Below are 13,891 nucleotides of genomic sequence, written 5' to 3' on the forward strand. Positions count from 1 at the left end.
CCGACTTGCGGCACTCGTTCAGGATCGCGGCACCCCTAAGAACGCGTGCCGTGATCCCCAACAGGTGCCGCGACAACAGGGCTCGGTGACGGCACCCCGTTCGGAGGCGCGCAAAGCAGGGCTACTGCAGGTGGCCGGCCTTCTCCATTTGCCGCAGCTCGCGCTTGAGCTCGGAAAGCTCATCGCGCAGGCGCGCGGCCAGTTCGAACTTCAGCTCCCCGGCAGCCTCGAGCATCTGCGAGTTCAGGTCGGCGATGATCGATTCGAGGTCGTTGGCGCCGTTCGCAGCGAGGCCGACCCGCCGGTTAGGAGTGGAACTCTTGCGCCGGGCATCGCGGCCGGCCAGCAGTTCGGCGGTATCGGCCTCCTCACGGGCGAGCGCCTCGGTGATGTCGCCAATACGTTTGCGCAGCGGCGTCGGGTCGATGCCGTGCAGGGTGTTGTAGGCGACCTGCTTCTCCCGTCGACGGTCGGTCTCGTCGATCGCTTTCTCCATGGATGCCGTCAGCCGGTCGGCGTACATGTGTACCTCGCCGGACACGTTGCGGGCGGCCCGCCCGATGGTCTGGATGAGCGACGTGGCCGAGCGCAGAAACCCTTCTTTGTCGGCGTCAAGGATGGCGACGAGGGACACCTCGGGCAGGTCGAGGCCCTCACGCAGCAGGTTAATGCCGACCAGCACGTCGTAGATGCCGGCTCGCAGTTCGGTGAGCAGTTCCACCCTGCGCAACGTGTCGACGTCGGAGTGCAGGTAGCGCACGCGCACCCCGGCTTCGGTGAGGAAGTCCGTGAGATTCTCGGCCATTTTCTTGGTGAGCGTCGTGACGAGCACGCGTTCGTTGCGCTCGGTGCGCTTCTTGATTTCTTCGAGCAGGTCGTCAATCTGCCCGGCGCTCGGCTTCACGATGATCTGTGGGTCGATCAAGCCGGTCGGGCGGATGATCTGTTCGACGATGCCGTCGGCGATACCCATCTCGTACTTACCCGGCGTGGCCGACAGGTAAACGGTCTGACCGACCCGGTTCTTGAATTCGTTGAACTTGAGCGGGCGGTTGTCGAGTGCGCTCGGCAGCCGAAAGCCGTGGTCGACCAGGGTGCGCTTACGTGAGGAGTCTCCCTCGTACATAGCGCCGATCTGCGGCACGGTCACGTGTGACTCATCGATGACCATGAGAAAGTCGTCGGGAAAATAGTCGAGCAGGCAGTGCGGAGCCTCCCCCGGTTCGCGCGCATCGATGTGACGGGAGTAGTTTTCAATGCCGGAGCAGAACCCGATCTGCTCCATCATCTCGAGGTCGAAGGTGGTGCGCATCCGCAGCCGCTGGGCTTCGAGTAGCTTGCCCTCACGTTCGAGCACCTCCAGGCGCTCCGCGAGTTCAATCTCGATGGTGCCGATGGCGCGGCGCATGACGTCGTCGCTTGCGACATAGTGAGATCCGGGAAAAACGGATACCGAATCGAGTTTCTTGACGATGTCACCGGTGAGCGGATGCAGGCTGTACAGCCCCTCGATCTCATCGCCGAACATCTCGATGCGAATAGCGAGCTCCTCGTACATCGGGATGATCTCAATCGTGTCGCCGCGCACGCGAAAATTACCTCTCGAAAAGTCGACATCGTTGCGCTTGTATTGCATGGCCACGAATTTGCGCACCAACCAGTCGCGGCTGACTTTCTGGCCCACCTGCAACGCGATCATGGCGTCGAGGTAGCCTTGCGGCGTGCCGAGCCCGTAGATGCACGACACGGTGGAGACGACGATGACGTCGCGCCGGCTCAGCAGTGAATTGGTGGTGGAATGCCGCAGCCGTTCCACCTCTTCATTGATCGAGGAGTCTTTCTCGATAAACGTATCCGTTTGCGGCACGTAGGCCTCTGGCTGGTAGTAGTCGTAGTACGAGACGAAGTACTCCACCGCGTTGTTGGGCATGAGGTCGCGAAATTCGTTGACCAGCTGGGCTGCGAGAGTCTTGTTGTGGGCCAGTACCAGCGTCGGGCGTTGCACCTGCTCGATCAGCCAGGCGGTTGTGGCCGATTTTCCGGTTCCGGTGGCGCCGAGCAGAACGATGTCTGTTTCGCCGGCGTTGATCCGGGCGGTCAGGTCGGCGATGGCGGAGGGCTGGTCACCGCTCGGCGTGTACTCACTGACCACTTCAAACGGGTTCACAGAGCGGGTGGGTTCCATGCTCCCATTCTACAAAGGGGGTCTGACAGTCAGCCTCGGCGGGCAGACCACGGCGTGCGGGTGCCGTCGGACTCTTCGACCGTGCGAGCTTCGTCCGCCCGTACGCGAGTCCACAGGGCGTCAACCTGAGCCAGAGTCGCTTCAACGGTGCCGTTGTTGTCGATGACGACATCGGCCAGGGCGAGGCGGTCCGCATCACTGGCCTGCGCGGAAATGCGGTGGGCAGCTTCCTCACGCGTCAGTCCGCGTAAGTCCACCATGCGCTTGATTCGGGTCACAGCATCTGCGTGCACGACAACGATCAGATCAAACGTGACCAGACCGCCGGCGATGGCCTCCGCCAGGAGCGGAACGTCGTACACAACGATGGCGTGCGAGTCGACGGCACTTGCAGCGGCGACCCGGTCGCGGGTGAGTCGTCGAACGGCCGGATGCGTGATGGCGTTCAGTCGCTCTCTCCGGCTCGCATCGGAAAAAATGATGGCGCCCAGCGCCGGTCGATTCAGCGTGCCATCAGCCAGCAAGATCGTGTCGCCGAACTCGGCGGCAATCGCTGCGAGGCCGGGCGTGCCGGGTTCAACCACTTCACGAGCCAGCTGGTCGGCGTCGATCCCCACGGCGCCCCAGGAGGCCAGGCGCTTGGCCACTGTGCTCTTGCCCGACGCGATCCCGCCGGTCAGTCCTATCAAGTACATTCCGCCATGCTATCCGCTGCGCCGCCGCGCGTGACGAGCGGACGCGACCACCTGCACCGAAAGAGGACTGCGGGCATCGACCTATCTGAGGGCCCGCTGAATCTCGGCCAGGAGTGCTTCACGGCTGCGGAGGCCGAGCAGGGTGAGAGAAGTCTGCAGCTCGGCCGGCTGGAGCGGTTTCTCCAGGACGGCAGCAGCCCCCCTGCTCAGCGCCATGCCCATATCCGTCCGACCACCGATAACAATGACCGGTGCGGATTCCTGCCCCAGTGAATCTTGCAGCTTCAACAGGAATTTCCAACCATCCATTCCGGGAAGATACACATCGAGGGTGATCAGGCTCAGCGGAACTCTCCGAGTGATATCGAGAGCCTCCTCGCCGGTCGCAACCGTGATTACCCGAAATCCGTCCGACTCCAGGAGCAGCCGGAGGAGCTCGGCCGATTCGGGATCGGTCTCGACGACGAGTGCCGTCGAGTGGCTCGCTGCGGTGTTGTTGCTGATGATGGCTTCGGTGTGGCTCGACGGCGCTACGTCGAAGGGAGCGTCGCCCCCCGTGCCGCCGTTGTCTGAGGGACGAAAACTTTTCATGAAATGCTCCGATGGGGCTGTGATTCGTGGAACTGGTGTGCACGGGCGAATTCGTCCAGAAAACAGGTTTTCGTGGGGAAGTTGGAAGTGCGCGGCAATCCTGAAGATATCGGGACGCGCTAAGGAGGAGGAAATATCCTCACTATCAGGTATAGCACGAAGTGTCCAGAGTCCCACGGTCAGGCCGCACACAACCACGACCCCGACCCCGACCTCGACCTCGACCTCGACGGATGCACAGCAGACTTCGGCATCTGCCTTAGCCGCAGGCGTTGCGTCAACCGCTGGTGTCCGATCCATCGGTTATACAACACAGCGGGCCGCACCCCGAAGGATGCGGCCCGCCGTTGAGCGTCGTGCTGTGGTGCTAGTTGCCGCCAGAGAGCTTCTCGCGGAGGGCCGCGAGTGCTTCGTCGTCGGCGAGCGTGCCGGCGCCAGCCGACTCGCTCGAGAAGGCCGATCCGGCCGGTGCGACGTCGCTGGGGGCAGCGATTTCGTCGTTCGCGGTCGAAACCTGCTTCTTGTGGGCTTCCCAGCGAGCCTGGGCAGCAGCGTAGTCCTGCTCCCACTTTTCGCGCTGCTCGTCAAAGCCTTCGCGCCACTCGTTGGTCTCAGAGTCGAAGCCTTCGGGGTACTTGTACTGGCCCTTGTCGTCGTACTCGGTGAGCATTCCGTAGAGCGCCGGGTCGAACTCGGTGCCGTCGGGGTCGACGCCATCGTTGGCCTGCTTGAGGCTCAGCGAGATGCGGCGACGCTCGAGGTCGATGTCGATGACCTTGACGAAGACCTCGTCGCCGACCGAGACAACCTGCTCGGCGAGCTCGACATGCTTGCCGGAGAGCTCGCTGATGTGCACGAGGCCCTCGATGCCCTCGGCAACGCGAACGAACGCGCCGAACGGAACGAGCTTGGTGACCTTACCCGGTGCAACCTGGCCGATGGCGTGGGTGCGGGCGAATACCTGCCACGGGTCTTCCTGCGTAGCCTTGAGCGACAGCGAGACACGCTCGCGCTCGAGGTCAACTTCGAGGATCTCGACGGTGACTTCCTGGCCAACTTCAACGACCTCGCTGGCGTGCTCAATGTGCTTCCAGCTGAGCTCGGAAACGTGAACCAGACCGTCGACGCCGCCGAGGTCGACGAACGCACCGAAGTTGACGATCGAGGAGACGACGCCCTTGCGGACCTGTCCCTTCTGGAGGTTGTTGAGGAACGTGGTGCGGCTTTCGCTCTGCGTCTGCTCGAGCAGGGCGCGACGCGACAGCACGACATTGTTGCGGTTCTTGTCGAGCTCGAGGATCTTCGCTTCGATCTCCTGGCCCAGGTACGGGGTCAGGTCGCGAACACGGCGAAGTTCGATGAGCGATGCCGGCAGGAAGCCGCGCAGGCCGATGTCGACGATGAGTCCACCCTTGACGACCTCGATGACCGAACCGGTGACAACACCGTCGGACTCCTTGATCTTCTCAACGTCGCCCCATGCACGCTCGTACTGAGCACGCTTCTTAGAGAGGATGAGGCGGCCTTCTTTGTCTTCTTTCTGAAGAACGAGGGCCTCGACCAGGTCGCCGACCTTGACAACCTCAGAGGGGTCAACGTCGTGCTTGATGGAGAGTTCGCGGGAGGGAATGACACCCTCGGTCTTGTACCCAACGTCGAGGAGAACCTCGTCGCGGTCGATCTTCACAACGGTGCCTTCGATGAGGTCTCCGTCGTTGAAGAATTTCAGAGTCTTTTCGACCGCGGCAAGAAAGTCTTCAGCAGATCCAATGTCGTTAATGGCGACCTGCTTGGGTGCCCGTTCGGTCGTTGCGATTGTCATGTAGTAGTTGCTCCAGGATGGACAAAATCGGGCCACACGCAAAAAGTTGTGCAAGTGTTATTGATGCTCGGCGGTGCAGAAAAACCGGGGAACACTCCGCGCATGGCAGCGGATAGGCGTCACGATTGTGACACCTTAGTCTAGCCACCCGAAGCGACGAGGAGCAACTCGATGTCCAACGCGGGTGCCCTGCCGCCGCAAAGCGGCTACGGGACGACCATGATCTGCCCGGCGGCGCCGCGTTCAGCATCTGTCATGGCGTGCGTCACGAAGGGATAGGTGCCAGCTTCGGGGAAGCGCAGCTCCACAAACCCGCCCTGCGCCGGCGCGAGCCCGAGCGTCTGACTGCCGCCGGTGCCGGTGCTGCCGCCGTTACGCAGCAAATACTCGCCTTCCGCGTAGACCGTGTCGAACTGGCCGCCGACGATGTGGAAGGAACTCGCCAGGTTGGGTCCGGCGTCGAGTACCCAGAAGCGGATGCGCTCCCCCACTTTTGCGCGGAGCGGCTGCTCCTGGTATTGGTTCGCGTAGCCGTTAAAGACGACGAGGTCGGGGACGGCTGCGGCGATTTTGTCGGAATCGGCAATGCCGCCCTGCGGCCCGAGGTAGAACTCAGATTGCACGAGCAGGTATTCCCGATCGACCGGGTCGAGCCCGGCGGGATCGATGACGACCGCCCCAAACATGCCGTTGGCGATGTGCAGCGACATCGGCATCGTGGAGCAGTGGTACAGCCAGACACCCGACCGCGTGGCGGTGAAGGAATACTCGAGGGTTTCGCCCGGCTCTATCGTGCGCATGGGACCGTCGGGGGCCAGCGCGCCGGCGTGGAAGTCGAGGGAGTGACCGGTCGTGGCCTGATTGACCAGGGTGATCGTGAAGGTGTCCCCGACTTTTCCGCGCAGGGTCGGGCCGGGCGCTGTGCCGTTAAACGGCCAGAGGGTCTGGGTTACCCCTGGGGCGACCTCGACTTGGGTATCACCGACCCGGAAAGTGTAATCGTGGTGGGTTTCGGCGGACGCGGGCAGCAGGAAGGGGTCGCGCGCCTCGAATCCAGGCGAGGGCTCCGGCTGGGTTCCGAGGTCGTCGGCGGCGGATACTTCTAAACCCGTGGCATCGGAACCGGAGTGGTCGGCCGCAGCATCCGTTTCTGCGGAGCCGGTGACGATGATCTGCAGCACCATACCCATCTGGCGGTGGCCGGCGATGGAACACCAGCCTTCACTGCTGGCGGCCGTGATTCCGGCGTCGATGATCACTGTCTCCCTGGGCGCGACACGGCCCGATGTCAAACCGCTCGCGAGGGTGAGGTCGTGCACGGCGGTGTCGCCGTTGGTGACGGTGAGTTCAAGCCGGTTGCCGGCGGGCACGGTCAGGCTCGAGGGCGCGAACCGCATGTCGAGCATGGTCACGGTCGCCTCGGTGACCTCGCCCGAGGCGCTGGCCACGGTGCCCTGAGCGGTGACCGATGCCGCACCCACCCCGGCCGTGACCGGGTCGAGGGCAACCCCCACGGTGACGGCCAGCACGAGTGCACCGACCGCGCCGGCGGCCATCCCACTACGCGTGCGGCGCGAACGCGCCTCGCCGGCCGGCACCGCGGCGGAACCGGCGACCGGAGCGGACCCGGCGACCGGAGCGGACCCGGCGCGAGAGCGGATGCGCCCACCTGCCACGACCGCGCGCACCAACAGCACCAGAAAGCTCAGCATCACCCCGAACACCAACAGGGACAGTACGACCTTGACCAGGCTCGGCACCGGCAGGAGGTACAGCACAATGCCGCCGTTCACGACGAGCAGGCGAAACAACGGCGCCCGGTTGAGTTCGACGGCGGCGGCCTTGCCGGCCTGCGGTCCGCCGCCGGAAACCATCGGAATCAGGTAGCTGAGGGCGCCGAGCAGCAGTTGCGCACTGAAGCCGGCCAGCAACGGAATCACCAGCCAGCCGAGGCGGGCTACGGCGTCGATCGGGGTCGCCGCGGTCGCTACCACGACGCCGAGCGCCGCAACACTGAACGCCAGCCAGGCCATCGAGGCGGCGAGGCTCCAGCCGGCGAAAGTCGTCGGCGGCGCGTGCCGGGCCTGCCGCACTGCCTCCCACACAACGGGTACGAGACCTAGAAGGTACAGCAGGGCGCCTGCACCGACACCGAGCGGCACTCCGGCCAGGCTGGCACCGGCGACCACCCCCACGCCTGCGGTGAGTAGGGGAAGGGCGGTACGGGCGGCGGCATCCGTTCCATCGCCAAGCCGGGTGCGCAGCACCGTGGGCCAGAGCAACAGGAGGGTTCCGACCGCGGTCAGGCCGATCCAGCCGAGCACGTTGAGAGCGATATGCGCCAGGTAGAGGCGAGCGTGCAGGTCGGCGCCCGTCCCCGGGTTCGCCATCCAGATGCCGAGGCACACACCACCCAAGAGGCTCACAGCGGCTGCGACGTAGAAGCGCACGAGCGAGCCGAAGCGGGTGGGTTTCGTCCGGCGGAGCTCACGGCCCAGTAGCGCCGTATGCAGCACCGCAACCGCGCCGACCAGCACGCCCCCCGCGAGCACCACAACGAACAGGTTCACGATCATGCCGATTATCACGAGAATGGCCCCGAGCGTGTGCCCGACCAGGCGAATGATCAGCGACCGGCGCCCGCCCAGTGGATGCCGCCGCACCAGAGTGTCGGCGAAGTGCTGGCTCCAGATGATGATCGCAGTACTGACTGCGCCGAGCAGTAAAAGGTGCACCATGAGCCAGTCGGCGACCGGAATGTTTTGATGGGCCAGAACAACAACGCCGAGCACGGCGAGCCAGGCAGCGACAACGGCGTTCGTCTGCAGATACCAGGTGCGTCGGGCATACACCCGGGCCGTGACGGGACTCATGAACGGTCTCTCTGAACAGGTCGCGCTGGCTTGCCCTGGCGCACCGGGCCAAGGACCGCGGAGGCCCCAGCGATGACGATGAACAGCAGCAGGGCGGTGATGCTGAGTGATCCGCCAAGCTGGAGCAGGTGGGGTAAGTCGCGCGCATCACCGAACAACACGCGCAGCACGAGCGAGGCGTGCAGCAGCACTACAGGCAGGTACATGATCGGCCGGTACGGTAGCGGACGGCGCAGCACGGCCGGCAGAATGACGGGCGCGTGCGCCATGATCATCGACAGTGTGAACCCCAGCAGCACCGCGTGAATGACAGCGTCGTAGGTCGGGCCGCTTGTCGCGGCGTCGCCGACGAGCCAGATGACACCGGCGACGACCAGCCAGGCGTACCCGCTGAGCAAGCACGCTGCCATGTACCTCGGCAGCCCGACCGATCCCAGCGTGCGGCGCGCGACATCGTGCAGGAACAGCCAGGACACCACGCAGAGCAGAGCCAGGCCAAACAATGGATAGCCGAACGCGGGCACGCACAGGGCGAGCGAGACGCATCCGGTCAACGTCAGCGACGCCCAGAGCAGGGCACGCCCGGGATGGGTGCCGCGCAGGGACAACCGCGCAAGTTCGAGGCGTTCCCCGGCGATGGTAAGCACGAGGAAGGCGCTGAACGCCGGTATCAGGTGGGCAACCGGAACGTTGGCGAGCCAGAGAATCGCCGCGACGAGCAGGTTGACACCGCCGAGGAACTGAATCGCAATGGCCGTCATCGCCTGACGGCGCCAGATGCTGCGGTAGATCAGCAGCAGGCCGAGCGCGCCGACCGCGATTGCGGTGCGTCCGATCCAGATCGGCAGCGGCGCCAGCACGAGCAGGCTGCCAACGCCGAGCAAGGCCGGCGCAAAGAAGGCCCACCACATCTTGATCGCGACGGCCCGTTCGAGCACGATCAGGGTTCCGACAAAGCCAAAAACCATGAGCGCGCCGTGCGATGCGGCCAGGCGGTCGGCGAGCGGCGGCACGTCGAAGCCGAGTAGGGCCGCCGCGGCATACAGCCCGAGCAGCAGCGACACCCCCGCCGGAGCCAGAAACAGAAGGCGGATGCCCGAACGATCAATCACGGCTCGGCGGGACTTTGGCCGGAGCTGGAATGGAGCGGGTGCAGTCGCTGTCTGTTCCGGTGCAGATACAGTGCCGGTGTCGAACGGGGACGACTCAGGGGGACGCACCTGCCCAGTTTACCGAGCCGTATATGCTCGATGCGGACTGCGTCGCCCCTGGCGCTTATGCCAGCGCCGACCGCAGGGTGTCAAGACCAACGCCGCCGAGATCGAGGGCACGACGATGAAATTCCTTGACCCTGAACTTCGCTCCCTCGCGAGCGGCACACTCGTCGCGAAGCTGCTCCCAGATGCGCTGGCCGACCTTGTACGACGGCGCCTGGCCCGGCCAGCCGAGGTAGCGGTTCACCTCGAACTTCACGAAACTCTCATTCATGTTGACGTTCTGACCGAGGAATTGGAAGGCATAGTCCGAAGTCCACGGGCCCGAACCGTCTGGCCGGGTCTTGCCGAGGTGCACGCCGATGTCAAGAACGACGCGAGCGGCGCGCATCCGCTGGCCGTCAAGCATGCCGAAACGGTCTGCCGGGTCGTCGAGGTAGCCGAGTTGTTCCATCAGTCGTTCAGCGTAGAGCGCCCAGCCCTCGGCATGCCCGGAGGTGCCGGCCAGCTGGCGGCGCCAGGTGTTGAGCTTGGCCCGGTTATAGACGGCCTGGCCGATCTGCAGGTGGTGGCCGGGCACACCCTCGTGATAGACGGTGGTGAGCTCGCGCCAGGTGTCGAATTCGGTCACACCGACGGGTACTGACCACCACATGCGTCCGGGCCTGGAGAAATCATCGGTGGGGCCGGTGTAGTAGATGCCGCCTTCCTGGGTGGGCGCGATCATGCACTCGATGGTCTTGATCTCGTCGGGAATGTCGAACTGGGTTTCGGCGAGGTCAGCGACGGCTTTGTCGCTGGTTTTCTGCATCCATTCCTGTAAGGCCTGCGTGCCGTGCAGTTTACGTTTCGGGTCAGTGTCGAGGTAGGCGATGGCTTCGAGTACGCCCGCGCCTGGTTTGATCTGGTCGGCGATCTTTTCTTGCTCTTCCACCATGCGAGCGAGTTCTTCGATGCCCCATTCGTAGGTTTCGTCGAGATCCACCGTCGCGCCCAAGAAACGACGAGAGGCGAGGTTGTACAGATCCCGACCGATTGCGTCGTTTTCGGTGGCTTTGCCCTCAAGTTCTGTGCTGAAGAAGGTGGCCAGTTTGTCGTAGGCGGTCGCGGAGAGGCGTGCGCCCACACCGAGGTCCGTGACCAGGGATGCTGGCAGTGTGCCCTCGGCCGCAGTTGCGTTCGCGGTGAACTCGGCGAAGAACCCGTCGCTGGCAGCGTGGCGCTTCGCCTGGGCGAGCACCTCCCGCACCTGCCGGCGAGCCGGCGTCACGCCGCGTTCGATGCCGAGGCGAAGGGTGTCGATATAGCCGTCGATGGCTGCGGGCAGGTTGCCGAGCCTCGACGAAATGTTGGCCCAGTCGTCAACGGTCTTGGTCGGCATAAGGTCGAAGATCTCGCGAATCTCCTGCGCCGGTGAGGCAATGACGTTGAGGTCGCGCAGCTGCAACTCGGCGTCGGCGCTTTCCACAGTGAGCGCCAACTCGCTGCGCAGGTCGGTCTGGGTGACTTCATCGACGCTGTCACCCGGGTGAGCGGCATCCAGCTGGGCAATGGTCTTCTTTGCCTCGGCGATGAATCGTTCGTGGCCGGCCGGGGAATAATCGCCGTAGCGACCGTCCCCCTCGGTGCGGCCGATGTAGGTACCCACCGTGGGGTCGAGGTCGACGAGGGTGTCCACCCACTCTTCAGCGATCTGGTCGATGGCCGTTGGCGTGCGCTGGATGTCGTGTGTCATGCCCCGAGCCTAGGACACGGGTGTTGCGTCTGGGCCCCCCAATTGGGGAAAGTGGCCGGTCAACCCGCAACGAACTAGTGGGCGGCTGCGTCCCAGTTGGGTCCGCGACCGACCTGCACCGTCAGCGGAACGAGCAGGTCGGCGGCGGACTCCATGTTGTGGGTGACGACCTGGCGCAGGGCGTCCCACTCCCCCGGTGCGACGTCGAAAATCAACTCGTCGTGTACCTGGAGTAGCATGCGGGAATCCATCGACGCATCCGCCAGATCCGCGGCGATACCGTTCATGGCGATTTTCATGATGTCGGCCGCCGAACCCTGAATCGGAGCGTTGAGAGCCGCGCGTTCCGCGTTGTCGCGCAGCACTCGTTTCGGGCTGGCCAGATCAGGGAACGGCCGGCGCCGCCCGTAGATGGTCTCGGTGTAGCCGTCAACCTTGGCTTGCTCGACAACGTTACGCAGGTAGTCCCGCACCGCTCCGAACCGTTCGAAGTAGTCGGTCATGAGCTGCTTGGCTTCTTTGGTGTCGATGCGCAGCTGCCTGGACAGGCCGAAGGCACTCAGGCCGTAGGCGAGCCCGTAGCTCATCGCCTTGACCTTGCTGCGCATCTCACCGGACACATCGGCGGGGTCGACACCGAAAATGCGCGAACCGACGAAACGGTGCAGGTCTTCTCCGGCGTTGAAGGCTTCGATCAGCCCCGCGTCCTCGGAGAGATGCGCCATGATGCGCATCTCGATCTGCGAATAGTCCGCAGTGAGCAGGCTTTCGCTACCGACGCCGGCTTGGAAAGCGGCACGGATGCGCCGACCCTCCTCGGTGCGCACGGGGATGTTCTGCAGGTTGGGATCGTTCGAGGAGATCCGGCCGGTCGTGGTGCCGATCTGCACGTACGTCGTGTGGATGCGGCCGGTCGTGTCGATGGCCTTGTCGAGGGTTTCGACGATCTGGCGCAGCTTGGTAGCGTCGCGATGCTTTAGCAGCAGATCGAGGAACGGATGCGGGTTGCTCGCCTGAAGGTCGGCCAGGGCGCCGGCATCCGTTGAAAAACCAGTCTTGTTGGCGCGCGTCTTCGGCATCTGAAGCTGCTCGAACAGCACGTCTTGCAGTTGCTTGGGTGAACCGAGGTTGACCTCGCGCCCGATCTCGGCGTAGGCCGCCGCGGCGAGACTCGCCGTGCTGACGCCGAGCTCGGCTGATAGTTCGGCGAGTTGCTCGTGTGAGACGCTGACGCCGGCGAGTTCCATGTCGGCCAGGGCCAGCAGGGTCGGCAGCTCGATCTCCAGCAGCAGTTTGAGAGAGCCGGGATCGAGCGCGGTTTCGACGGCGGCGAACACCCGCAGGGTATACCAGGCGTGGGCGGGGGCGCCAGCCTGCTGGGTCTCGTCGGGCACGAGCTGGTTGGGATCGGCCACCGGCAGCACTTCGTCGAGGTACCGTGACACAAGGTCGGCCAGGGACTTGTCCGGACCGCCCGGGCGGACAAGCCAGGCGCCGACCAGCGTGTCGAAGGCCAGGCCGGCGAAAGCCAGGCCGCTTTTGCTCAGGGCCTTCACCTGGTGTTTGGCGTCGTTCATGATCTTCAGGGCATCGCTCGCCAGCCAGGCTTCGAGCGGGGCGTAGTCTTTGCGACCCTGCTGCCACGGCAGGTTGATGGTTTCGGTCGGGGTGGCCAGGCCGAAACCGATCGCCTTGCCGTCCTGCACCTCGACGGTGAGTCCGAGTCCCGCCGGGTGGGCCGCCGTTGCCCGGTCGAGCCAGGACTGCAGCTCCTCGTCCAGCAGGTCCTGCGCGACAGGCGACTGCACCGCTGGAAGCTCGTCGATGGCGGCAACGAGAGCGGAGCCTTCCGCCGCCGGGTCTTCACCGGCAAGCTTGAGCACCCGGTCGAGTAGCGTCTTAAACTCGAGGCGAGTGAAGATGTCGCGCACGGCATCCGTGTCCATGGCCCCGCGTTCCAGGGCGGCAACAGCCACGGGCAGCTCCAGGTCGGTGACCAGGCGGTTGAGACGGCGGTTGCGAATCGCGTTCTCTTTCTGCTCGCGCAGGTTGTTGCCAACGACGCCCTTGATCTCGTCGGCGTGTTCGAGGATGCCGTCGAGGCTGCCGTAGAGGCCGAGCCACTTGACGGCCGTCTTCTCGCCAACCTTACTGATGCCGATGAGATTGTCACTGGTTTCGCCGACGAGTGCGGCGATGTCGGGATACTGCTCCGGTTCGATGCCGTAGCGCTCGCGCACCCGGGCCGGGTCGTAGCGGGTGAGCGCCGACACGCCCTGACTGGAGGGGTAGAGCAGGGTGACGGTCTCGTTGACGAGCTGGATCGCATCCCGGTCGCCGGAGACGACCAGTACGTTGTAGCCGGCGTCGGTACCCTGCACCGACAGGGTCGCCAGAATATCGTCGGCCTCGAAGTCTTCCTTGGTGATGGTCGTGATGTTCATCGCGGCGAGGGCTTCCTGCAGCAGCGGAATCTGGCCGAGGAACTCCGTGGGCGTCGCATTACGCGTGCCCTTGTACTCGGGGTATTCCCTGGTGCGAAAGGACGCGCGCGAAATGTCGAAGGCGACGGCGAGGTGGGTCGGCTTCTCGTTGCGCAGCAGGCTGAGCAGCATCGACAGAAAGCCGTGGATGGCGTTCGTATGCTGCCCGGCACGGGTCTGGAAGCTGTCCACTGGCAGGGCGAAGAACGCCCGGAATGCCAGGGAGTGGCCGTCGATGATCATCAGGGTAGGCTTTTCGGAGTCCAACACTCCCCTAGCCTACAAGTGTCTTC

Annotated in this window: 8 protein-coding genes; all 8 read right to left on the reverse strand. The window is 64.4% G+C overall.

Annotated elements, in window-relative coordinates; genetic code table 11:
* Positions 1-121: 121 nt before the first annotated feature.
* The 8 genes from uvrB to polA all read right to left on the reverse strand — a co-directional run bounded on the left by uvrB (position 122) and on the right by polA (position 13,868).
* Positions 122-2,185, reverse strand: a complete 2,064-nt coding sequence (uvrB, locus tag CXY70_RS12885) for an excinuclease ABC subunit UvrB (RefSeq protein ID WP_104192752.1) — start codon at positions 2,183-2,185, stop codon at positions 122-124.
* Between the two features lie 29 nt (positions 2,186-2,214).
* The gene (coaE, locus tag CXY70_RS12890) at positions 2,215-2,880 is read right to left on the reverse strand and encodes a dephospho-CoA kinase (protein ID WP_104192753.1); all 666 of its coding nucleotides are present in this window, start codon (positions 2,878-2,880) and stop codon (positions 2,215-2,217) included.
* An 81-nt stretch (positions 2,881-2,961) separates the two neighbouring features.
* On the reverse strand, positions 2,962-3,471 hold the full coding sequence (locus tag CXY70_RS17850) for a two-component system response regulator (RefSeq protein ID WP_158250980.1): 510 nt from the start codon (positions 3,469-3,471) through the stop codon (positions 2,962-2,964).
* 367 nt (positions 3,472-3,838) lie between these two features.
* Positions 3,839-5,293, reverse strand: a complete 1,455-nt coding sequence (gene rpsA / locus CXY70_RS12900; protein WP_092448535.1) for a 30S ribosomal protein S1 — start codon at positions 5,291-5,293, stop codon at positions 3,839-3,841.
* 206 nt (positions 5,294-5,499) lie between these two features.
* Complete coding sequence (locus CXY70_RS12905; protein ID WP_104192755.1) at positions 5,500-8,166, reverse strand: multicopper oxidase domain-containing protein; 2,667 nt, start codon at positions 8,164-8,166, stop codon at positions 5,500-5,502.
* On the reverse strand, positions 8,163-9,278 hold the full coding sequence (locus CXY70_RS12910) for a hypothetical protein (RefSeq protein WP_199183438.1): 1,116 nt from the start codon (positions 9,276-9,278) through the stop codon (positions 8,163-8,165). The genes CXY70_RS12905 and CXY70_RS12910 overlap by 4 nt, the downstream gene beginning before the upstream one ends.
* Before the next feature lie 163 nt (positions 9,279-9,441).
* Positions 9,442-11,115 (reverse strand): DUF885 domain-containing protein, encoded by a 1,674-nt coding sequence (locus tag CXY70_RS12915; protein WP_104192756.1) that lies wholly within the window; start codon positions 11,113-11,115, stop codon positions 9,442-9,444.
* Between the two features lie 74 nt (positions 11,116-11,189).
* Positions 11,190-13,868 carry a DNA polymerase I gene (gene polA / locus CXY70_RS12920; RefSeq protein WP_104192757.1) on the reverse strand — a complete coding sequence of 893 codons (2,679 nt, stop codon included), beginning with the start codon at positions 13,866-13,868 and terminating at the stop codon, positions 11,190-11,192.
* Positions 13,869-13,891 lie beyond the last annotated feature (23 nt).

Source organism: Cryobacterium sp. Y82 (assembly GCF_002929495.1).
In the GTDB taxonomy this organism is placed as follows: domain Bacteria; phylum Actinomycetota; class Actinomycetes; order Actinomycetales; family Microbacteriaceae; genus Cryobacterium; species Cryobacterium serini.